Raw genomic sequence first — 21,704 nt, 5'->3', positions numbered from 1 at the left:
GTCAGCGCCGGGCGGCCGGCTCGACCACCGAGGCGCCCGACGGCGTGCCGTCGTCGGCGCGCTCGTGCGGCGCGAGCGCCGGGTCGCGGTCCTCCCCGACCGTCGGCTCGTCCTTGAGCCGACCGCGCCGGTGGTCCCAGACGTCGCGGGCGATGACCTGGATGATGCTGGCCACCGGGATGGCCAGCAGCGCACCGAGCACGCCGACCAGCTCGACGCCGACCAGGATCGCGACGATGACCGTCAGCGGGTTGACCTTGACGGTGCGGGCGAAGACCAGCGGCTGCAGCAGGTGGTTCTCCAGCTGCTGGTACAGCAGGAAGAAGACCAGCACGGCGATGCCGGCCGGGACCGAGTGCAGGAACCCGGCCAGCACCGCGACGACCCCGCCGATGGTGGCGCCGACGAGCGGGATGAGGTCGGCGATGCCGACGAAGAGCGCGATCAGCCCGGCGAACGGGACGCCGGCGATCAGCAGCACCACGTAGGTCAGCACCCCGCAGACGACGCTGATCAGCAGGTTCCCCGACAGGTAGCCGGTGACGGACCTGGCGCAGTCGGTGGCCACCCGGCGGATCCGGGTGCTGGTGGCCGGGGCGAACAGGGCCAGCGTGCCGTCGACGATCTTCGGGCCCTCCAGCACCATGAGGTAGGCCAGCACGATCACGGTGACCAGGCCGGTGACCCCGGTAGCGATGCCGCCCAGCACGCCGGCGGCCGGCGTGGTCAGACCGCTGGCGAAGTCGCTGATCCTCTGCTGGTTGTCCTGCACCCACTGCAGGGCGTTGGTCCGCTCCAGCAGGTCCCCGACCGGGCCGCGGCCGTTGCGGGCGTCGTCGACCAGGCCGGGCAGCTGGCCGGCCACCTTGGTGCCCTCCTGCGCCAGCGGGACGGCGAAGGCGGTGATCAGCGCGGCGAAGAGGACGAACGCGACCAGGACGACCAGCAGCGTGGCCAGCGACCTGCGCTTGCCGCGGAAGACCGTGCGCTGCACCCACCCGACGACCGGGGCGAGCGCGACGGCGAAGAACGCACCGACCACGCACCAGGTGAGGACCTGGCGGGTCTCCAGGACGACGTACAGCAGCAGCGCCGTCGTCAGCAGGAGGCCGATGGTGGCCAGGATGGTGCGGGTGGGCACCGGGGGCTGGACCCGGGGCGCGGGGAGGGAGCTCACCAGCCCGTTGTTCCCGCGCGGGTTTACGCGGTGAACGCAACCATCTCCCGTCGCGCGCCGGCCGTGACGGTCCGGCGCACGGGAGGGGTGCGTGGCCCTGCGGGGGCTGCTGTGACCGGCGGGACGAGGTTTCCGCGACACGGCGACCCGGCGCGCTCGGCCGGGTTGGACGTCCTGCCTACCGTCCGTCCATGCCCGAGAACCGACTCCCCCCGGTCCCGAACGCCACCGCGCGGCTGCACCAGCTCAAGCTCATCGCCGCCGCCCGGGTCAGCGCCGCCCGCACCACGTCGCGGCAGCAGGTCACCGACATCGTCCGCGTCACCGTGGACAACGAGGTCGACACCAGCACCTTCAAGGCCATCGTCGCCGACGTCGCACCCGACTCCCTCCGCTGACCCCCTGCCCAGGTCGGGCAGCGTCCGCTCAGGCGGGCGCGATCTCGACCCGTGAGTCCGAGAACGTCGGGGCGTTGCCCAGGTCGGCGAAGGCCACCGGGTTGACCGCGTTGACCGTCGACCGGCCCGGGGCGTTCTTGAGCCACGCGCCCATCGGGGAGAGGACGACCCCGGGAGCGATGTCGGAGCTGACCTCCGCGCGAGCGGTGTACCGGCCCCGGTCGTTGAACACCTGCACGTACTGACCGGTGGTGATCCCCCGCGGCTCGGCGTCCCGGGGGTGGACGACGACGGTCTGCTCGCCCTGCACCCGCCGCTGCCGGGGCTGGTCGCCTGCGCTGGAGTTGAGGAAGGCGTGCGACTTGGGCGAGATGAGGCTGAGCGGGTAGCCCGAGTCCGTGGTCTCCCGCGGCGGGACGTAGTGCGGCAGCGGGTCCACCACGCCTCCGGGCTGGAAGCCCTCGTAGCCCTGCCGGAACAGCGGCACCACGAAGTTCCCGGCGGCCTCGGCGACCGAGGACCAGAACTCCGTCTTGCCCGACGGTGTCGGGAAACCACCCTCGGCGTGCGGAGCGAACTCGTCCGGGCCGGGGAGGTTCAGCCGCGCCCAGCCGGACTCCCGCAGCGAGTCGAGAGTGATCCCCTGCATCGCCGGCGCCGACCAGTCGAACGCCTCGGCGAGCATGTCCTCGTCGGACCGGGTGAAGCAGGGGTCGGAGAGGCCCATGCGCGCGGCGAGGCGGCGGAAGAGCTCGGTGTTGGACACCGCCTCGCCCAGCGGTGCGATGGCCGGGGTGTTGAGCGAGACGTAGAAGTGGCCCCAGCTGAACATGATGTCGTGCTGCTCGAGCTGGGTGGTCGCGGGCAGGACGATGTCGGCGTAGCGCGCGGTGTCGGTCAGGAAGTGGTCGCTGACCACGGTGAACAGGTCGTCCCGGGACAGCCCGGCGACCAGCTCGTCCTGGTCGGGGCACACGACCAGCGGGTTGGAGTTGTAGACCATCAGCGCGTTGATCGGCGGGTCGAGCTGCATGCCGCCCGTCAGCGCCTGCCCCAGCTGGTACTGGTTGACCACCCGGGTGCCCGGGGTGGCCAGCTCGGGGTGCATCAGCGCACCCCAGTTCACCGGGAAGGCCCACAACGGCAGCTGCAGCAGGCCGCCACCGACCTTCCGCCAGGCGCCCACCAGGGCCGGCAGGCAGGCGATCGACCGGACGGTCTGCCCGCCCCCGGCGTGCCGCTCGATGGCCACCCCGATCCGGATCATCGACGGCTCGGAGGTGGCGTACTCGCGGGCGAGCGTGCGGATGTCCTCGGCAGGGATCCCGGTCTCGCCCTCGGCCCACTCCGGCGTGTGCTGCTGCACCCGCTCGACCAGCTCGGCGTAGCCGACCGTGTGGTCGCGGACGTAGGCCTCGTCCGTCAGGCCCTCGGTGATGATCACGTGCATCATGGCCAGCGCGAGCGCGCCGTCGGTGCCGGGCCGGATGGGGATGTGCCAGTCGGCCCGCTTGGCCGTCCGGTGCCGCATCGGGTCGATCACCACGACCTTCGCGCCGCGCCGCTGGGCCTCGGCGACGAACGGCCACAGGTGCAGGTTCGTCGAGACCATGTTGCAGGCCCAGATGATGATGTAGCGGGAGTGCACCAGGCTCTCCGGGTCGACGCCCGCGGTGGCACCGATGGTCATCGTGTACGCCGTGCACGCACCCGAGTCGCAGTACGTGCGCTCGGCGATCGTCGCCCCGAGGGCGTTGAAGAACGGGTCGCCGACGTTGAGCCCGTTGAGGATCCCCTGGGTGCCCAGGTAGCTCACCGGCATGACCGACTCGGCGCCGTGCTCGGCGATGGTCGCCCGGAACCGGCCGGCGATCTCGTCCAGCGCCTCGTCCCAGGTGATCCGCTGGAACTCACCGCTGCCCTTGGGCCCGGTGCGGCGCATCGGGTGCAGCAGCCGGTCGGCGCTGTAGACCTTGTCCTGGTAGTCGTTCACCTTGACGCACAGGCCGCCCTGGGTGAACGGGTGCGCGGGGTCGCCGCGGACCCCGACGGCCCGGCCGTCCTCGACCGTCACCAGCATCGCGCAGGTGTCCGGGCAGTCGTGGGCGCACGCAGCCCGGACCGTCGAGGTGGACACGTCGGTCACGGAGATGTCGTCCAGCGCCGTCATCGCCCCAGCCTCCAACCGGAGGGGCCCGCGCGGTTGGCCCTGGGCGACCGACGTCTTGTCCCTGGGGGACATCCGGTCGCAGTCGTTGACCCACGGGGACCATCGGCCTTCTACTCTGCCCACGGTCCTGCGCGAGACGAGGTGTGCCATGGGTCAGCCCGCCACGACCGACCGGCTGGACGTCTGGCAGGACATCATCCGGGAGAACTTCGTGGCCCTCGACATCGTGGCCGACCGGCGGGCCTCGTTCCGCGGGCGGGTCCGGTCCACCGAGCTCGGCCACCTGCACGTCGCGTCGGTGCGGTCGGGCCCGCAGAGCTGCACCCGCACCCCCCAGCTGGCCAGAGCGGACGACGCCGAGTACCTGCAGGTCGGCCTGCTCACCCGCGGCGCCGCGGTGGTCCAGCAGGACGACCGGGAGGCGGTGCTCACCCCGGGCGACTTCGCCGTCTACGAGACCGACCGCGCCTTCTGCTGGCGGTTGCAGCAGGACTGGGAGCTGCTCGTCCTCACCTGGCCGCGCGACTGCGTCCCGCTCGGCGGACCGGCGTCCCGGGCACTGACCGCACGCCGCCTGCGCGGCGGCGACGGGCTGGGCGCCATCGTCGGACGGATGCTGCGCGACCTCGTGGTCTCGCCCCCCGCGCTGAGCGTCGAGGGGGAGGTCCGCCTCGGCGCCGAGGTGCTGGACCTCGTGACCACCGTGGCCCAGGAGGAGGTGCGCCCGTCCGCTCCGCCGCGATCTGCGGACGACCTGCTGCGACGGATCGACGACCACATCCTGCAGCGGCTCGGCGACCCCGACCTGACCCCCACCGGCATCGCCGCCGCGCACTTCATCTCCACCCGGCACCTGCACCGGCTGTTCGCCCTGCGGCAGAGCACCGTGTCCCGGCACGTCCAGCACCTGCGCCTGGAACGTGCCCGGCTGGAGCTCCGGCACCCCACCTGCCGGGACAGGTCGATCACGGACATCGCGTGGCGGTGGGGGTTCGCGGACCTCGCCACGTTCAGCCGGGCGTTCCGCGCCGCGTACGGCACGACACCGAGCCGCTACCGGACGGCGGACCGGCACCCTGCAGCCGCCCCCTCGCGCAGCCGCTGACCGGCCGGTGACCGAGGCGCGGTCACGTGCCGGCTGGCCCACCGCCGACGAGTCGGTCGACGAGCCAGGCATCCCGACCGGCCAGCGCGGCCCGCGCCATGCCGGTCGGGTGGCCGGTGAAGCCGTGCGGCGACTCCGGGTAGACGCGGACGTCGACCGGGACCCCGGCCGCGGACAGCCGGGCCGCCATGACCAGGTTGTCCTCGAGCAGCACGTCCCGGGCCCCGACCACGAGCAGGGCGGGCGGCAGGCCCCGCAGGTCGCCGAAGACGGGTGACACGTCGGGCAGGGTGCGGTCGGCCAGGTGGCCGACGTAGGCCTGCAGGAACCACTCGTCGGCGATCAGCCGGCCCGCGGGGGTCGTGCCGCTGAGGTCGTAGGTGCCGAACTGCAGGACGGCGCCGGCGAACGACCCGGCCAGCCCCCTGTCCCGGAGCCGGAGCAGCGTGGTCACGGCCAACGTGGCGCCGGCCGAGCTGCCGCCGATCGCCAGCCGGGTCGTGCCGAACCGGACGGCGGCCTGCTCGACCAGCCAGAGCGCGGCGGCCTCGCAGTCGTCGGGGGCCGCCGGCCACGGGTCCTCGGGCGCGAGCCGGTGCTCGACCCCGACCACGGCGATCCCGAGCGACTCGGCGAGGGCTGCGTTGCGGGTGTCCCCCGCCGCTGAGGGCCCGAGGGAGAACCCCCCGCCGGGGACGTCGAGGTACACCCCGCACGCCTCCGTGCCCGTCGGCAGGGAGATCCGCAGCCGGGGTCCGCCGACGAGCTGCTCGACCGTGGTGCCCGGGGTGGGTGGCGGAGGACCCTGCTGGGCGCGGACCGCCCGGAGCTCGTCCAGGGAATCCGGCCCCCGCCGCTCCCCCCGCGCCGCGTAGAACGCCCGGCTCTCCGGCACGTGCGCGTCCAGCCCCGGCGGGACCAACCCGCTCAGCCCGACGTCCACACGCCCTCCTCGTCCGCTCCCGGGATCACCGCGTCAGCCGCCGGGGAGCGGGTAGGGGTGCGGCATGACCAGCACACCGTCCTACTTCGACACCTCCGGCTGGGACCCCGCGACGGTCGTCTCCGGGGGCTCCCGCATGGTGCCGGTCGAGACGCCCAGCGGCACCTCCCGGGTCTGGACGAAGCGGGTCGGCACCAACCCGGACCTCAAGGTGCTGCTGCTGCACGGCGGCCCGGGCGCCACCGACGAGCTGTACGAGTGCTTCGACACCTGGTTCCCCGGGGCCGGCGTCGAGTACTACTACTACGACCAGCTGGGCTCGTTCCGCAGCGACCGCCCCGACGACCCGTCGCTGTGGACGCTCGAGCGGTTCGTCGACGAGGTCGAGCAGGTGCGGCAGGCGCTCGGCCTGGACAGCAGCAACTTCGTGCTCCTCGGGCAGTCCTGGGGCGGCATGCTGGCGATGGAGTACGCCGTCCACCACCAGCAGCACCTCAAGGGCCTGGTCATCTCCAACATGATGAGCAGCGCGCGGCAGTACAACGACTACGCCGAGCGCGTGCTGATGCCGGCGATGGACCCCGACGTCCTGGCGGAGATCAAGCGGTTCGAGGCCGAGGGCCGGACGGACGACCCGCGGTACGAGGCCCTGCTGATGGAGCACCACTACGTGCTGCACGTGTGCCGGATGCCGCAGGACGAGTGGCCCGACCCGGTCATCCGGTCGCTGGCGCACATCAACCCCGACATCTACGTGCCGATGCAAGGCCCGAGCGAGCTGGGCCTGTCCGGGACGTTGGAGAGCTGGGACCGCTCGGCCGACCTGGCGGGCATCGACGTCCCGGCGCTGGTGATCGGCGCGACGCACGACACGATGGACCCCGAGCACATGCGGTGGATGGCCGACCAGCTGCCGCGGGGCCGGTACCTGCACTGCCCGGACGGCAGCCACCTGGCGCAGTTCGACGACCCGCAGCACTACTTCCCCGGGCTGCTGGACTTCCTGCGCTCGCTGTGACCGGGGGGCGACGGACGAGTCGGCCTGTACGCCGGGTTCTGTCCCCGGGTGCCTCACGGCCTCCCGATGAGCGGCCATCCATCTAGGCCTGCCGTTGCCGGCAGGCTCGAGCGGTCCACCCGCAGGCTCGGGCGGGCAGCCCTCGAACGCCTGCGCAGGACGGCGGCGAGCCGCCGTCCCTCTCGACCTTGCTCCGGGTGGGGTTTACCGAGCCACACCGGTCACCCGGTGTGCGGTGGTCTCTTACACCGCCGTTTCACCCTTACCAGTGCACGCACTGGCGGTCTGTTCTCTGTGGCACTGTCCCGCGGGTCACCCCGGGTCGCTGTTGGCGACCACCCTGCCCTGTGGAGCCCGGACGTTCCTCGGCGGCGGGGTCTCCCCCGCCGACGCGACCGCCCAGCCGACTCGTCCGTCGTGGTGGCAGCGTAGCGCTCAGCCCCAGAACAGCCGGAACCCGACTCGGCGCCGGTCGTCCTCGGTCAGCGTCGACATGTCGATGACCTGCCGCGCCTGCTCCTCGACCGGCACCTCGGACAGCAGCTCGAGGTACCGGCGGTGCTCGCTCAGCGAGCGCACGGCCGCGTCGACCTGCGACGCGACGTCCACCTCGTGCGGCGGGTCGGACATGTCCTGCACCGCGATGTAGGTGACGCCCGTCCACCGCGGCTCGGTGAGGTCCGTGAAGATCCACTCGTTCGCCGCATCGGCCACGGCGTCGACCACGCACTGGCCGAGGGCGCGGTGGTCGGCGGAGTTCACGTACGCTGGCGACACCCCCGGCGGTGTCCACGTCGCGCCGAAGTACCCGGTGACGACGAGCTCCGGGCGGTGCCGCCGGATCGCCGCGGCGAGGTCGCGCCGCAGGTCCGGGCCCGCGACGAGGACGCCGTCCCGGTGGTCGAGGAAGTCGACCTCGGTCACGCCGACGACGGCGGCCGACCGCCGTTCCTCCTCCTCGCGCAGCGGTCCGGCGACGTCCGGCGGCACCCCCTCCATCCCCGCCTCGCCGCGGGTGGCCAGGACGTAGTGCACGTCCTTGCCGGCCGCCGTCCACACCGCCACCGCCGCCGCGATGCCGTACTCGATGTCGTCGGGGTGCGCGGCGACGACGAGGGCGCGCTGCCAGTCGTCGGGGAACGGGGAGGAGGCCATGGCGGGGAGTCTGCCGGGACTCAGCGCGCCGCGGCAGCCTCCTGCGGCTGGTCCGCCGACGGTCCGGCCTGGTGACCGGTGCTGGGGGCGCCGGCGCGCACCAGCCAGAACACCAGCAGCCCGCCCACGATCGCCGCCGCGGCGCAGACCAGGAACACGTCGCGCAGCCCGCCGGCGTAGGCGCTGCCCAGCAGGTCGGCGAGGCCGGCCCGCTGCTCGGCGGGTGCCGAGCCGATGAGCTGGCCGGCCTGGCCGGCGGTCAGCGCCGACGCGGTGCCCGCCGGGTCCGGCGAGCCGCCGTCCCGCAGCACGGCGGTCGCCTGGGCGGTGAAGACGCTGCCCAGCACCGCCACGCCGAGGGCGAAGCCGAGCTGGCGGGCGGTGTTGACCGCACCGGAGGCCATGCCGCTGCGCTCCCGCGGGACCGTCGCCAGCGCGGCGGAGGCCAGCGTCGGGTTGGCCACCCCGACCCCGACGCCGAGGACGGCGAGCCCGGGCACGAGCACCGTCCAGGAGGAGTCGGCGTCGACCAGCGCCAGCAGCAGCGAGCCGACGCCGATGACCATCAGCCCGCCGCCGACCACCCACCGCGGCGCCATCGTCTGCAGGAACCGGCCGGCGAGGGCGGCGACGACGAAGCTGCAGGCGGACAGCGGGATGAAGACCAGCCCGCCCTGCAGCGGCGAGAGCCCGAGCACCGACTGCAGCCACAGCGAGGTGTAGAGGCTGGCGGAGAACGCCGCCGCGTTCAGCAGCAGCGCGCCGAGCATGATCCCGGTGAAGGAGCGGTTGGCGAACAGCGAGACGTCGAGCATCGGGGCCCGCCGGCGGCGCTCCACCAGCACCCACACCGCCAGGACGACCAGGCCGGCGACCAGCGACCCCCAGGCGACCGGCGCGCCCCAGCCGTCCACGGCGGCGCGGACCAGGCCGAAGACCACCCCGCCGGCGCCGAGGGTGAACAGCGCGATGCCCGGCACGTCGGGCCGGGGGGCGCCCGGCTGGCGGGCCTCCTGCACGGCGACCAGCGTCACGACGACGGCGAGGACGCTGATCGGCAGGTTGACGAAGAAGATCCACCGCCAGGAGAGCTCGGTGAGCGCACCGCCCAGGATCGGGCCCAGCGCAGCGGCGGCACCGACCACGGCGCCCCAGATCCCGAAGGCGGTGCCGCGGTCACGCCCCTCGTAGCTGGTGTTGATCAGCGCGATGGTGGTGGCCAGCATCGCCGCGCCGCCGATCCCCTGCACTGCCCGCGCCACGATGAGCAGCTCGGCGTTCGGGGCCAGCCCGCAGGCGAGCGAGGCGACCGCGAACAGCAGCAACCCGGCGAGGTAGAGCTTGCGGCGGCCGTACAGGTCGGCGAGCGACCCGGCGCCCAGCACCAGCGCGGACAGCGCCAGCGCGTAGACGTCGACCACCCACTGCAGCTGGTCGAACGACGTGCCCAGGTCCAGCGCCATGTCGGGCAGGGCGACGTTCACGATCGTGACGTCGATGAGGAGCATGAACGTGCCGGTGCAGATCGCGACCAGCGGCAACCACTTGCGCATGCGCCCACTGTGCAACGACCCAGCGACAGGAGTGACGCCAGGACGGCCCTGGTGACGGGATCCTCCACCGGAGGGCACCATGGTGCAGGATGCTGACCGTGCTCGACGCCGTGGACCGCCAGATCGTGCACGCCATGCAGGTCGACGGCCGGGCACCGTTCAGCCGGGTGGCGACCGTGCTGGGGGTCTCCGAGCAGACCGTGGCCCGCCGCTGGCGGCGGCTGCGCGCCGACGGCGTCGTCCGGGTGCTGGGGCTCACCACGCCGGAGGCGACCGAGCCCAGCTGGCACATCCGGATGCGGGTGCAGCCGGCCGCGGCCGGGGCCGTCGCCGACGCCCTGGCCCGGCGGCCCGACGTCTCCTGGGTGAGCCTGACCGCGGGTGGCGCGGAGATCACCTGCTCGACCCGGCCGCGCACCCCCCGCCAGCGCGACGCGCTCCTGCTCGACCGGTTGCCGCGCACCGTGCAGGTCATCGACCTGGCCGCCTTCTCGGTGCTGCACGCCTACGTCGGCGGCGTCTACGAGTGGACCGGCTTCGAGGACCCGCTCACCGACGAGCAGATCGCCGCGCTCAGCCACGACTCCGCGCGGGTCGGCGCCACCCCGGTGGCCCTGGACCCGGAGGACGACCTGCTCTTCGCCGCGCTCGCCACCGACGGCCGGCTGAGCTACGCCGAGCTCGCCGGCGTGACCGGCTGGTCGGAGAGCCGGGTGGCGCGGCGGGTCGAGGCCCTCCGCTCGGCCGGGGCGCTGTACTTCGACCTGGAGATCGCCTCCGAGCTGCTCGGGCACCCGGTCAGCGCGCTGCTCTGGCTCGGCGTCGCACCGGCCGACATCGCGCACGTGGGCGAGTCGCTGGCCCGGGAGCCGGAGACCGCCTTCACCGCGGTGGTGACCGGCCCGGCCAACCTGATGGTGGCGGTGACCTGCCGGGACACCGCGCACCTGTACCGGTTCCTCACCGACCGGGTGGGTGCCCTGCCGGTGCGCAGCCTGGAGACCTCCACCGTGCTGCGCCGGGTCAAGCAGGCCGGCAGCCTGATGGACGGCCCGCGGCTCACCGACCCCGAGCCGCCGCCGGTCCGCGGCCGCTAGGGCTACCGCCCGCGGGCGACCCGCAGCGCGGCCTGCAGCATGGGCAGCTGGAACGGGATCCGCGCGGCGGCGACGGCGAGCTTCCCGGGCTCGTGGCGGAAGACCCGGAGGGTCTGGGCGTGCGCGGGCAGCACCCCGAGCAGCACCGCCACCGCGGCCCAGCCCCCGATCCGGCGGGTGGCCGGGACGGCGACCAGCGCGGCGGTGGCCAGCTCGGCCACGCCGCTGCCGGTGACCCAGGGGCGGGCGCGGCCGAGCTCCGGCGGGATCATCCAGTCGTAGGCCTGCGGGCGGACCAGGTGGAAGACCCCCGTCCCGGTCATCCCCGCCGCGATGGCCAGCGCTCGCACGTCCCTCGGCACGGTCACACCGTAGGCTCGGCGGTCGTGTCCGCTGTCGACCTCCTCATCGCCGCCGGGGTGGCGCTCCTCGCCGGCGGGATCAACTCGATCGCCGGCGGCGGGTCGCTGATCCTCTTCCCCGTCCTGGTCGGGCTGGGCCTGGGCACGGTGGCGGCGAACGTCACCAACTCCGTCGCCCAGTGGCCCGGCTACGTCGGCGGGGTGCTCGGCTTCCGCAGCGAGTACGCCGGCCAGCGCGCGCGGCTCGTCCGGTTCTCCGTCGTCGCGGTGCTCGGCGGCACCCTCGGGTCGGTCCTGCTGCTCACCACCCCCAGCGAGGCGTTCGACACCGTCGTCCCGGTGCTGGTGTTCCTGGCCAGCGTCCTGCTGGCCTTCCAGCCGCTGATCACCAAGCGGCTCAAGCGGCGGGAGGACGGCGGCCGGACCGGCGACCCGGCCTGGCTGTACGTGGCGCTCTTCCTGGCCACCGTCTACGGCGGCTACTTCGGCGGCGCGCTGGGCGTGATCCTGGTCGGCGTCCTGGGGCTGGGCCTGGGGCGGCTGAAGCTGGCCAACGCGATGAAGAGCGCGATCTCGCTGGTCACCGCCTCGGTGACGGTGGTCGTCTTCGGCATCTGGGGCCCGGTGGAGTGGGCCTACGTCGCCGTCTGCGCGCCCGCGGCGCTGCTCGGTGGCTTCCTCGGCGCGAAGGTCGCCACCCGGATCCCCAGCACGCCGCTGCGGGTGCTGATCGTCGTCTTCGGCATCGCGGTGTCGGTCTACCTGTTCCTCCGCGGCTGACCGGCCGGGAGACGTGCCCGACCTGCTCGCCCTGCTGCTGGCCGCCGTCCTGCTGGCGGCGACCCTGGCCGCGGCGGCCGCCGACTCGCCCCGGCTGCCGCCGGCCGCCGTCGCCGTCCCCGGTGCGCTGCTGCTGGTCCTGCTCGGGGCGGTGAGCTGGCAGGACACGGCGGACACCGTCCGAGAGGTGGCGCCGACCGTCGCGTTCCTGGTCGTGGTGCTGCTGCTGGCCGAGCTCGCCGACCGGGAGGGGCTGTTCACCTGGTCCGCAGCGCTGACCGCCCGGCAGGCGGGCAGCTCGGCGACCCGGTTGCTCACCCGGGTGACGGTGCTGGCCGCGGTGGTCACCGCGGTGCTCAGCCTGGACGCCACGGTCGTGCTGCTGACCCCGGTGGTGGTCGCGACGGCGCTGCGGATGCGGGTGCCGGTGCGGCCGCACGGCTACGCGGTCGGGCACCTGGCCAACTCGGCGTCGCTGCTGCTGCCGGTGTCCAACCTGACCAACCTGCTCGCCGTGGCGGCCACCGGGTTGTCGTTCGTGCACTTCGCCGGGCTGATGGTGCTGCCCCAGCTGGCCACCGTGGCGCTGGAGTACCTGGTGCTGCGCTGGCTCTTCCGCCGGGACCTGCGCGGGGTGGTCGACGTCCCGGTGCACGAGGTCCCGGGCACGCCCGTGCTGGCCCTGGTCGTGGTGGGCGCCACCGTGCTGGGCTTCGGCGTCGCCTCGCTGGTGGGCGTGGCGCCGGTCTGGCCGGCCGCCGCCGGGGTGCTGGTGCTCGGCGTCCGGCAGCTGGCCACCCGCCGGACGACGCTGCGCGAGCAGCTGGTCGCGGCGAACCTGCCGTTCGGGCTGTTCGTCGTCGGCCTCGCGGTGCTGGTGCTGGTGCTGCAGCTGCACGGCCTGGAGACGCTGCTGCACGCCGTGCTCCCCGACGGCAGCGGGCTGCTCGCCCTCCTCGCGGTCGCCGGCATCTCGGCGCTGCTGGCCAACCTGGTGAACAACCTGCCGGCCACGCTGGCGCTGGTCCCGGTGGCCGCGGCCGGCGGCGTGCCGACCGTGCTGGCCATGCTGATCGGGGTCAACCTCGGGCCGAACCTGACCTACGCCGGGTCGCTGGCCAACCTGCTGTGGCGGCGGGTGCTCGGCGAGCACGCCCCCGGCACCGCCCGCTTCAGCGCCGTCGGCCTGGCGACCGTCCCGCTGACCGTGATCGCCGCGACCACCGCGCTGTGGGCCGCGCTGCTGGTCTAGTCACTCCCCGCCGCGGCCGGGCTCACCGATCGCGATCATCGCCTCCACGGCGCGGCGGGCCCGGGCGGCGGTCTGCGGGTCGACGTCCACCGCTCCCTCGCCGGTGCGCAGCGTGGCCAGCAGCTTCGCCGGCGTGATCATCTTCATGTAGCGGCAGGAGGCGCGGGCGTTCATCGGGATGAACTCGGTGCCGCTGTTGAGCGAGCGGAGCTGGTGCAGGATGCCGATCTCGGTGGCGACCAGCACCTGCGGCGCCCGGGTCGCCGCCGCGGCCTCGACCATCCCGCCGGTGGAGAGCACCCGGGTGCGGTCGGCGGGCAGGTCGCCGTGGCTGACCAGGTCCAGCACCGAGGTGGTGCACCCGCACTCCGGGTGGACCAGGATCTCCGCACCGGGGTGGTCGGCGACCTGTGCCCGGACGTCGGCTGGGCTGATCCCGGCGTGCACGTGGCACTCCCCCGCCCAGATGGAGATGTTCTGCCGCCCGGTGACCCGCTTGACGTGCGCGCCGAGGAACTGGTCGGGGCAGAACAGGATCTCGCGGTCGGCGGGGATCGACCGGATCACGTCGGCGGCGTTGGACGAGGTGCAGCAGATGTCGGTCTCCGCCTTCACCGCGGCGGTGGTGTTGACGTAGCTGACGACCACCGCGCCCGGGTGCTCGGCCTTCCACTCGCGCAGCTGCTCGGCGGTGATGCTGTCGGCCAGGGAGCACCCGGCCGCGTGGTCGGGCAGCAGCACGGTCTTGTCCGGCGACAGGATCTTCGCGGTCTCGGCCATGAAGTGGACGCCGCAGAAGACGATCTCCCGGGCGTCGGTCTCGGCCGCGACCCGGGACAGGTAGAGGGAGTCGCCGGTGAAGTGGGCGACGTCCTGGATCTCGGGGACCTGGTAGTTGTGCGCCAGGACGACGGCGCCGCGCTCGTCGGCCAGCCGGCGGACCTCGGCGGCCCAGGCGTCGTACTCCAGGTCGGACATGGTGCGGTCGCCGGCAGCGGTGGTGGCGGTCACGGGCTCTCCTCAGGAGGGCGGTCGGTACTGGGAGAACGGCTGGGGACGCCGACGGCTTCCCGGAGCCTCAGCCCAGGTGCGAGGTGTCGTTGACCAGCCGGACGCTGGTGCGGCCGTCGGAGGACCAGGTGACCGTCGACAGCGACGCGGCCTCCAGGAACACCCGGTGCACGATGCCGTCGCCGGCGCCGAGCCCGGCAGCCAGCAGCAGCTTGATCGGCGTGACGTGGCTGACCACGAGCACCGTCTTCCCGGCGTGCCGGTCCAGCACCCGGGCCCGGGCCCGGGCGACCCGGGTGGAGACGTCGGCGATCGACTCGCCCCCGGGCGGCCGGACGTCGAGCGCCCCGGACCAGCGGCGGAAGGCCAGCGGGCTCTTCTCCTGCGCCTCGGCGGCGGTCAGGCCCTCCCAGGAGCCGAAGTCCAGCTCCCTCAGGTCGCGGTCGACCTCGACCGGGACACCGAGCACCGCGGCGGCGGCCTCGGCGGTCTGCCGGGTGCGCTGCAGCGGCGAGGCGACGATGACGTCGATGCCCCGGCCGGCCAGGTGCTGGGCGGCGGCCGCGGCGTCGGCCCGGCCGAGCTCGGACAGCGGCAGGTCGCTGCTGCCGCTGAACCGGCGCTCCGGGGTGTGCTCGGTGCGCCCGTGCCGCAGCAGGAACGTCGTGGTGACGACGACCGGCGCCGGCTCGGTGGCCGGCTGCGTCTCGTCCTCGAGGACGACGGGCTCCGCGGCGAGGTCCCGGCGGACCGGCTTGCCGTCCATGGCGCTGTTGGCGAGGGCGTCCGCGGCGCCGTTCTGCGCCCGCGGCACCCAGGTGTAGCGGACCGCGCCCAGCTGCCGGGCGATGTCCCGGGCCTGGACGGCCAGCTTCTTCATGTCCGGGTGCTTGATCTGCCAGCGACCCGACATCTGCTCCACGACGAGCTTGGAGTCCATCCGCACCTCGACGCTCGCCGTCGGGTCGAGGTCGAGGGCCGCCTGCAGACCGGCGACCAGCCCGCCGTACTCGGCGACGTTGTTGGTGGCCCGGCCGACGGACTCGGCCCGCTCGGCGAGCAGCCGCCCGGTCTCGGCGTCGCGCACCAGCGCGCCGTAGCCGGCCGGACCCGGGTTGCCCCGCGACCCGCCGTCCGCCTCGACGATCAGCCGCCTGCCCGCAGACGCCCCGCTCACAGCCCGGACTCGGCGTTGCGGACCAGGATCCGGCCGCAGTTCTCGCAGCGCAGCACGGTGTGCGGGTCGGCGTTGCGGTAGGTGGCCAGCTCGGTGCCGTAGAACTCGATCCGGCAGCCCTCGCAGCGGCCGGCGCGCAGGTGCGCGGCACCGGTGCTGCCGGTCTGCTGGGCGACCCGGTCGTAGAGCTTGAGCAGGTCGGCCGGGACGGTGCCGGCGATCTCGGCGCGGGTGGCCTGGTGCCGGGAGGTGGCGTCGGCGATGTCGGCGAGCGCGGCGTCCCGCTGCTGCTCGGCGCGCTCCTGGTCGGCCTGCGCCCCGGCGAGCCCGCCCTGCGCCGTGGCCAGCGCGGCGTCGGCGGTCTCCCGGCGCTCCATCAGCTCGAGCACCTGGTCCTCCAGGTCGCCCTGGCGGCGGTTGAGGGACTCCAGCTCGTGCTGCAGCCCGGTGATCTCCTTGGGCGTCGCGCCGCCGGAGTCGATCCGGGACTGGTCCCGGGCCGCGCGCTGGCGCACGGTGTCGACGTCGCCCTCCAGCCGCTTCTGCTCGCGGTCGAGGTCGCGCACCTCGGTCTCGGCCCGGACGACGTCGTCGGACAGGGTCCGCTGCGCCTCCTGGGCCGCGTCGACGGCGGCGAGCTCGGGGAGGGTGCGCGCGCGGTGGGCGAGTTGCGCGAGGGCGACGTCCTCCGCGGCGAGGGCCAGCAGCTTCTGCTGGTCGAAGTGGTCAGCCTGCACGCGGCCAACCTACCCGCGCGCCGAGCTGCCCCGGGGACGCCACCGGGCCCGGCCCGCGGGTGGGCGGGCCGGGCCCGGTGGTCAGTGCCGTGCCGAGGGCGTGGACCCCGGCGGCGGGCCGCTCAGCGGCTCGTCCGACAGGGGGTCGGGCAGGTCCCGGAACGTGGGGTCCTCCCGCTCGGCGGTGTAGTCGGCCTCCGCCGTCCTGTCGACGCCGTCGGCCACCTTCATCGCCCGGAGCACCGCGGTGACCACGACCGCCACCACGAGGTTGACCAGCAGCGCGATCAGCCCGGCGTAGACGGTCACCTTCGTGTCGAGGCCGAAGTTGCTCAGCGCGTAGGACGACCCCCCGAAGTGGGCCCGGGCGACGGTGCCGTCGGGGTTGAGCTTCGGGATGTCGTAGACCATCGCCAGCGCGACGGCCATGCCCGCGACTCAGCCCGCGATCAGCCCCCCGCGGTGCAGCCACCGGGTGTAGAGGCCCAGCGCGACCGACGGCATCGTCTGCAGGATGATCACGCCGCCGATCAGCTGCAGGTCGATGGAGAACTGCGGGTTCAGGAACAGGATGGCCGCGACCGCACCCAGCTTGACCACCAGCGAGGCGAGCTTGGCGACCTGGGCCTCCTGCCGCGGGGTGGCGTCCTTCTTCAGGAACTCCTTGTAGATGTTGCGGGTGAACAGGTTCGCCGCGGCGATCGACATGATGGCCGCCGGGACCAGCGCGCCGACGCCGATGGCGGCGAACGCGATGCCGGCGAACCAGCTCGGGAACATCTCCTGGAACAGCACCGGGACGATGGTGTTGCCGTCGGTGCCGATCGGCGTGACGCCGGCCGCGATGGCCATGAAGCCCAGCAGGGCGATCAGGCCCAGGGCCAGGCTGTAGATCGGCAGCAGGCTCATGTTGCGCTTGAGCACGTCCCGGTTGCTGGCGGCCAGCACCCCGGTGATCGAGTGCGGGTACAGGAACAGCGCCAGTGCGGACCCCAGGGCGAGCGTGGCGTACCCGAGCTGCCCGGTGGCCGGCAGGATCACGCCCGAGCCCGCGGAGAACTTCTCCTCCGCCGCACCGAAGATCGCGTCCCAGCCGCCGAGCTTGGACGGGATCACGATGACCGCGACGATGATCGTCAGGTAGATCAGCGCGTCCTTGACGAACGCGATCAACGCCGGCGCCCGCAGGCCGGAGTTGTAGGTGTAGATCGCCAGGATGATGAAGGCGACGATCAGCGGGAGCTCGCCCTCGACCCCCATCGCCTTGAGGATCGCCTCGATGCCGACCAGCTGCAGGGCGATGTAGGGCATCGTCGCGACGATCCCGGTGATGGCGACCAGCAGCGCCATCGTCGGGGAGTCGAACCGGGACCGGACGAAGTCGGCGGGCGTCACGAAGCCGCGCACGTGGCTGACCGACCACAGCCGGATGACGACCAGGAACACGAGCGGGTAGATCACGACGGTGTACGGGACGGCGAAGAAGCCGGCCGCGCCCGCACCGAACATCAGCGCCGGGACGGCGACGAAGGTGTACGCCGTGTAGAGGTCGCCGCCGAGCAGGAACCAGGTGACCCAGGTGCCGAAGCTGCGGCCGCCCAGGCCCCACTCGTCCAGGTGCATGAGGTTCTCGGCCCGCCGCCACCGGGACGCGGCGAAGCCGAGCACGGTGACCAGCAGGAAGACGGCGATGACGATCGTCAGCTCCACGACGTTCACGGTCGACTCCCCCCGTCGCGGCCGGACTCGTCACGGGCGATGGCGTCCCGGGCAGCCTGCTGCTCGCCGGGGCTGCGGCGTGTCATGCGGTAGACGATCGAGGTGGTGAGCACCCCGAGGACGACGAACGCCAGCTGGAGCCAGTAGAAGGTGGGCCAGCCGAACAGCGTCGGCTCGACCTTGTTGTACAGCGGCACGAGCAGCGGCACGACGATCGGCACGACCAGCAGCCAGTTCCACGGGCTGCGGTCGCTGCGTCGCGGCGCCACCCCTGCTGGTGGTGCGTCTGCGCTGGACACGGTCTCCTCCTCCCCGGAGGAGACCTCCGGGCTCAGTCGGCCGAGTGCTCGGCCGAGTGCAGTCGCTTGCTCTCGGTGCCGGTGGCGCCGGGACCCCCGACCCGCCAGGTCCACGGGTCGGTGGGCCGGGCGGAGACCTGCACGTGGACCCGTGCACCGAGATCGCGGTGCAGCAGGTCGGCGGCGCAGGACAACCAGGGGAACTCGGACGCGAAGTGTGCCACGTCACAGAAGGCCGGTCCGGCCACCTCGGTGGCCTCGGACACGGCGTGGTGCTTGAGGTCGCTGGTGACGAACACGTCGGCGCCCGCGGCGGTCGCCGCCCCGAGCATCGAGGCGCCGCTGCCACCGCAGACGGCCACGGTGCGCACGATCCGCTCGAGGTCACCGGCGATCCGCACGCCACCAGGGGTGCCGGGCAGCGTCGTGGCCACCCGCTCGGCGAATTCTCGCAGGGTCACCGGACGGGCCAGGTCACCCACCCGGCCGAGGCCGGCGCGGCTGGCGGTCGCGGAGTTCTCGAAGAAGGCGTAGCCCGGCTCGTCGTAGGGGTGCAGGTCGAGCAGGGCGCCGAGCACCTCGGCCCGGCGGGCCCGGGGCACCACCATCTCCAGCCGGATCTCCGGGACCCGCTCGACCTGCCCGTGCCGGCCGATGGCCGGGTGCGTCCCGACGCCGGGGATGAAGGTGCCGGTGCCGGTGGTCTGCCACACGCAGCGGGTGTAGTCGCCGATGACGCCCGCGCCGGCGGCGGAGAGCGCGTCGACCAGCTGGTCGCTGACGCCCACCGGGACGAACACCACGAGGGTGTCGGTCTCCGGCGCGGCCAGGGACTCCAGTGGCCGGACCTCGTCGAGGCCGAGGACGGCGGCGAGCGCGTCGTTGACGCCGTGGTCGGGCGCCCGGTCGGCGTTGGTGTGCGCGACGAAGAGGGCGACGCCGGCGCGGATCAGCCGGTGCACCAGCCGGCCCTTGGGGTCGTCGGCGGGCACGCCGTGCACCGGGGTGAGCAGCAGCGGGTGGTGGGTGACCAGCAGGTCGACGCCGGCCTCGATCGCCTCGTCGACCACCGCGGCGGTGGGGTCGACGGCGAACATGACCGAGCGGACCGGCTCGGCGGGGTCGCCGCAGACCAGGCCGACGGCGTCCCAGTCCTCCGCGAGGGCCGGGTCGTAGCGGGCGTCGAGCGCCGCGAGGACCTCGCCCAGCGCGAGCCCGGGGAGGGGCAGCTCCCGCACGGTCGCGTCCTCGTGCATGGGGAGAGCCACGAGTTCGGACTGTAGGTCAGCTCTCCGGGACCGGCCTGTTGTGCGCGACTGAACTGCCGGCGAGCCGGTCAGCAGGTGTCCGGCGGCCTCCGGGACGACGGTGCTCATGCTCCGGTCTTCGTGCGTGACCGCGTGGCCGGATGTGTGGTCACCTGCTCGCTGCGTCGGGTCCGGGGTCAGCTCGGCGGCGGAGCTCACGAGGCGCAGGTCGTTCCGGTCATGGCCTCCCGGTGCCCGCGCGGAGCGCCGGGCTAACCGAGCGTGACATCACGGTCCGGGGGCCGTGCCGGTCGAGGCCGAGGGCCTTCTCGTGCTCGCGGAGCGCCCGCAGACCCGGTGTCGGCTGGTCGACGGACCGCCAGCCGTGCCGTTCGTAGAAGGGCGCGTTCCACGGGACGTCGGCGTACGTGATCAGTGTCACCCGGTCGGCACCGTGCTCCTGGGCCGCCTGCACGGTGGCTGCCAGCAGCGCGGCACCCGTCCCCCGCCGGCTCCAGGCCGGGTCCACCGACAGCTGCTCCAGGTGGACCGCCCCGTCGACCAGCTCGAGGACGGCGAAGCCCCGGACCGGCCGCCCGGCGACCAGGACCCGCCAGGAACGCCCCCGCTCCGCCGCGGACGGCGGGGGCGGGAGGTCGGTGATGCCCAGCGGCACGAACAGCTCGTCGGCAGCCCGCTCGACCGCGGCCAACTCGGTCAGGTCTGCCGCATCCGCGGTTCGGACCTTGATGCCCCGTTCCAGCACGAGGAGACGTTGACACAGACGACCCGGCAGACGCGCTCGCTCCCCACGACGCATGACCGGGATCGCACTCCACTCATCGCTGCCCGGACCGGGCGGGCTGCCGATCGCCGGCCCGGCGGTCAGCACCGCGACACGGCGGCTCCACAGCCGTCGCCCGACTACGGACCTCGCGCGGCGACACGTGCCCACCAGCCATCAGAACGGCGGCGGGTCGTTGTCGGGCGGTGGCTCAGGTTTCGGTGCTGGTGGTGGTCGCATGCCCGGTGGTCGGGTGGTGCGGGTGACGCCCGACGGGGTGGTCACGGTGAGCACCCCGTCGTCGGTCATCGCGAACCGCCAGCCCGGTGCGAAGGTCTTCAGGCGGTGGTGGGAGCGGCACAGGCAGCAGAGGTTGGCGCAGTCGGTGGCGCCGCCGCAGGCGGCGGGGATCACGTGGTCGAGGTCGGCCCAGCCGACGCGTTGGCCGCAGTTGGGGAACCGGCAGCGCCGGTCCCGGGTGGTGACGAAGGCTCGCTGGCGATCGGTGGGTTCGTAGGCCTCGGTCTCCGGCGGCGGGCCGGTCACGGAGCAGTTGCAAGCCGTGTCCGGTTCGGCGATCGCGTCACCGTCGCTGACCGGAGCCGCGGTGCTGGTCGTGTCCTCGGCGGGGTGCTGCGGGCAGCCCCGGCGGGCCAGCCGGGTGAGTTCGGCGGGGGTGAGGGTGGCCAGCAGCTCCCCGTCCCGGCCGGTGATGGCGAAGCTGAGGGTCCCGCCCTCAGGCGTCGTGAGGCCGAGCGAGCCGATCCGGGCCAGCAGCTCGCGGACGTGGGCGGCGGTGATCGGCAGCCCGTTCACCTCACCCGGCGCGTTGCTCCTCCCGGCCAACCCGTCGAGGTCGGCGGTGATGGTGAAGTTCGCGCTCACCGGCGGCAGAGCGTTGTCGCCCGGGCGGCGGATGAGCATTGACAGCACGTGCGCCCGCAGCGCCCCGATTCGCCGCGGGTCGCCGTCGGCTTTGAGCATCTTGGCGAGCTGGTCGACGATGTCGTAGCACTCGATGGCCTCCTCGGCCGGCAGGTCGGCGGCCAGCGTCGCCCGCCCGTCGCTCGCGGAGGGGTACAGGTGCACGTCGGCGGTCTTCTCCGCCTCCTTCCGGCGCTCCTCGGTGGCGGCGGCGTCCAGCTGCACCATCAGCTCGGTGGCCCGGGCCTTGAGCCGGGTCACCGCCAGGTCGGTGGCCTCGGGCAGCAGCGCCGCCTCCACCTGACCAGCCACCTCGGCACTGGTGTGCTGCAGCACCTCGGCCAGCTGCGCGGCCCGCCGCTCGTCCAGCTCCCCGGCCGCCAGCGCGGCGAAGGTCTGCGGCAGCTTCGTCAGCCAGGTGTGCGCCCGGGCATACCGGTGCGCCGCCGTGCCGCGGCCCACGTTCAGCACCGCCGACAGCTCCGCGGTGAAGAACTCACTCGTCCCGCCGTAGCCCTCATCCACCGCCCAACCAGGCCGGCGGGCACCCGGCGTCCCGGGCGCAGGGTCGTCGGTGGCTGGGCGGGCCGCGGCCATGGACATGATCAGCTCGGCCTCGTAGGCGGCGATCCGGGCCTGCTGCTGCGCCCGCTGCAGCTCGACAGCCCGCTCCTCATCCGACAGCCACGATGCCGGCGGCCGGGGCCGGGTGACCGGGTGCTCCCACACCAGGTCCACCAGCACCTGCACCCCGGCCCCCGTCATGCACCCAACCTACGGACGGGGTACGACAGTT

At 73.6% G+C, this 21,704-nt stretch carries 21 protein-coding genes and 1 other RNA gene; 6 read left to right on the top strand and 16 right to left on the bottom strand.

Going from position 1 to position 21,704, the window contains the following annotated elements; translation table 11 throughout:
• Position 1 precedes the first annotated feature (1 nt).
• Positions 2-1,177, bottom strand: coding sequence for an AI-2E family transporter (locus tag MODMU_RS09045; protein WP_014739918.1), 1,176 nt, complete (start codon positions 1,175-1,177; stop codon positions 2-4).
• Positions 1,178-1,368: 191 nt separating this feature from the next.
• On the opposite strand from MODMU_RS09045, the gene MODMU_RS09040 reads away from it, so the two are divergent.
• A complete protein-coding gene (locus MODMU_RS09040; protein WP_014739917.1) occupies positions 1,369-1,575 on the top strand; it encodes a hypothetical protein in 207 nt (68 codons plus the stop codon).
• Between the two features lie 28 nt (positions 1,576-1,603).
• Here the strand turns inward: MODMU_RS09040 and MODMU_RS09035 are convergent, their stop codons facing one another.
• Positions 1,604-3,745 (bottom strand): molybdopterin-containing oxidoreductase family protein, encoded by a 2,142-nt coding sequence (locus MODMU_RS09035; RefSeq protein WP_014739916.1) that lies wholly within the window; start codon positions 3,743-3,745, stop codon positions 1,604-1,606.
• 148 nt (positions 3,746-3,893) lie between these two features.
• Between MODMU_RS09035 and MODMU_RS09030 the strand changes: the two genes are divergently transcribed.
• Positions 3,894-4,850, top strand: a complete 957-nt coding sequence (locus MODMU_RS09030) for an AraC-like ligand-binding domain-containing protein (RefSeq protein ID WP_014739915.1) — start codon at positions 3,894-3,896, stop codon at positions 4,848-4,850.
• 22 nt (positions 4,851-4,872) lie between these two features.
• Here MODMU_RS09030 and MODMU_RS09025 read toward each other — a convergent pair whose 3' ends face one another.
• Positions 4,873-5,793, bottom strand: coding sequence for an alpha/beta hydrolase (locus MODMU_RS09025; protein ID WP_014739914.1), 921 nt, complete (start codon positions 5,791-5,793; stop codon positions 4,873-4,875).
• A gap of 64 nt (positions 5,794-5,857) precedes the next feature.
• Between MODMU_RS09025 and MODMU_RS09020 the strand changes: the two genes are divergently transcribed.
• Positions 5,858-6,811: a proline iminopeptidase-family hydrolase gene (locus MODMU_RS09020; RefSeq protein WP_014739913.1), complete on the top strand. Its 954-nt coding sequence runs from the start codon at positions 5,858-5,860 to the stop codon at positions 6,809-6,811.
• An 11-nt stretch (positions 6,812-6,822) separates the two neighbouring features.
• Here the strand turns inward: MODMU_RS09020 and rnpB are convergent.
• The 3 genes from rnpB to MODMU_RS09010 all read right to left on the bottom strand — a co-directional run bounded on the left by rnpB (position 6,823) and on the right by MODMU_RS09010 (position 9,519).
• An RNA gene (rnpB, locus tag MODMU_RS27425) (RNase P RNA component class A) lies at positions 6,823-7,222 on the bottom strand.
• A gap of 24 nt (positions 7,223-7,246) precedes the next feature.
• Positions 7,247-7,966, bottom strand: a complete 720-nt coding sequence (locus tag MODMU_RS09015) for a PIG-L deacetylase family protein (RefSeq protein ID WP_014739912.1) — start codon at positions 7,964-7,966, stop codon at positions 7,247-7,249.
• Between the two features lie 20 nt (positions 7,967-7,986).
• A complete protein-coding gene (locus tag MODMU_RS09010; protein WP_014739911.1) occupies positions 7,987-9,519 on the bottom strand; it encodes an MFS transporter in 1,533 nt (510 codons plus the stop codon).
• An 89-nt stretch (positions 9,520-9,608) separates the two neighbouring features.
• Here MODMU_RS09010 and MODMU_RS09005 point away from each other — a divergent pair, with 89 nt between their 5' ends.
• Positions 9,609-10,616: an Lrp/AsnC family transcriptional regulator gene (locus MODMU_RS09005; RefSeq protein WP_014739910.1), complete on the top strand. Its 1,008-nt coding sequence runs from the start codon at positions 9,609-9,611 to the stop codon at positions 10,614-10,616.
• 2 nt (positions 10,617-10,618) lie between these two features.
• Here the strand turns inward: MODMU_RS09005 and MODMU_RS09000 are convergent, their stop codons facing one another.
• Positions 10,619-10,978 (bottom strand): DoxX family protein, encoded by a 360-nt coding sequence (locus tag MODMU_RS09000; RefSeq protein ID WP_231851820.1) that lies wholly within the window; start codon positions 10,976-10,978, stop codon positions 10,619-10,621.
• 24 nt (positions 10,979-11,002) lie between these two features.
• Here MODMU_RS09000 and MODMU_RS08995 point away from each other — a divergent pair, with 24 nt between their 5' ends.
• Positions 11,003-11,758, top strand: a complete 756-nt coding sequence (locus MODMU_RS08995) for a sulfite exporter TauE/SafE family protein (RefSeq protein WP_014739908.1) — start codon at positions 11,003-11,005, stop codon at positions 11,756-11,758.
• 13 nt (positions 11,759-11,771) lie between these two features.
• Positions 11,772-13,010 carry an SLC13 family permease gene (locus tag MODMU_RS08990; RefSeq protein WP_014739907.1) on the top strand — a complete coding sequence of 413 codons (1,239 nt, stop codon included), beginning with the start codon at positions 11,772-11,774 and terminating at the stop codon, positions 13,008-13,010.
• On the opposite strand, the gene nadA is transcribed toward MODMU_RS08990, so the two are convergent.
• From nadA to MODMU_RS08945, 9 genes are all read right to left on the bottom strand, one after another.
• Positions 13,011-14,021 carry a quinolinate synthase NadA gene (gene nadA, locus MODMU_RS08985; protein WP_014739906.1) on the bottom strand — a complete coding sequence of 337 codons (1,011 nt, stop codon included), beginning with the start codon at positions 14,019-14,021 and terminating at the stop codon, positions 13,011-13,013. It abuts the gene before it with no gap.
• 67 nt (positions 14,022-14,088) lie between these two features.
• Positions 14,089-15,198 carry a bifunctional RNase H/acid phosphatase gene (locus tag MODMU_RS08980; protein ID WP_014739905.1) on the bottom strand — a complete coding sequence of 370 codons (1,110 nt, stop codon included), beginning with the start codon at positions 15,196-15,198 and terminating at the stop codon, positions 14,089-14,091.
• Positions 15,195-15,935 (bottom strand): zinc ribbon domain-containing protein, encoded by a 741-nt coding sequence (locus tag MODMU_RS08975; protein ID WP_014739904.1) that lies wholly within the window; start codon positions 15,933-15,935, stop codon positions 15,195-15,197. Before MODMU_RS08975 ends, MODMU_RS08980 begins: the two co-directional genes overlap by 4 nt.
• Before the next feature lie 81 nt (positions 15,936-16,016).
• Positions 16,017-16,364: a hypothetical protein gene (locus MODMU_RS29410; protein WP_014739903.1), complete on the bottom strand. Its 348-nt coding sequence runs from the start codon at positions 16,362-16,364 to the stop codon at positions 16,017-16,019.
• Positions 16,365-16,373: 9 nt separating this feature from the next.
• Entirely contained in the window at positions 16,374-17,654 is a 1,281-nt protein-coding gene (gene mctP, locus MODMU_RS08965) for a monocarboxylate uptake permease MctP (protein ID WP_014739902.1), read from the bottom strand.
• Positions 17,651-17,953 (bottom strand): DUF3311 domain-containing protein, encoded by a 303-nt coding sequence (locus MODMU_RS08960; protein ID WP_083869702.1) that lies wholly within the window; start codon positions 17,951-17,953, stop codon positions 17,651-17,653. The genes mctP and MODMU_RS08960 overlap by 4 nt, the downstream gene beginning before the upstream one ends.
• A gap of 32 nt (positions 17,954-17,985) precedes the next feature.
• Positions 17,986-19,221, bottom strand: coding sequence for a Nif3-like dinuclear metal center hexameric protein (locus MODMU_RS08955; protein ID WP_231851819.1), 1,236 nt, complete (start codon positions 19,219-19,221; stop codon positions 17,986-17,988).
• 217 nt (positions 19,222-19,438) lie between these two features.
• Complete coding sequence (locus MODMU_RS08950; protein WP_014739899.1) at positions 19,439-19,966, bottom strand: GNAT family N-acetyltransferase; 528 nt, start codon at positions 19,964-19,966, stop codon at positions 19,439-19,441.
• Between the two features lie 195 nt (positions 19,967-20,161).
• A complete protein-coding gene (locus tag MODMU_RS08945; RefSeq protein WP_014739898.1) occupies positions 20,162-21,673 on the bottom strand; it encodes an HNH endonuclease signature motif containing protein in 1,512 nt (503 codons plus the stop codon).
• Positions 21,674-21,704 lie beyond the last annotated feature (31 nt).

The organism is Modestobacter italicus (genome assembly GCF_000306785.1).
In the GTDB taxonomy this organism is placed as follows: domain Bacteria; phylum Actinomycetota; class Actinomycetes; order Mycobacteriales; family Geodermatophilaceae; genus Modestobacter; species Modestobacter italicus.
This window is presented reverse-complemented; position numbering and strand designations above follow the sequence as displayed.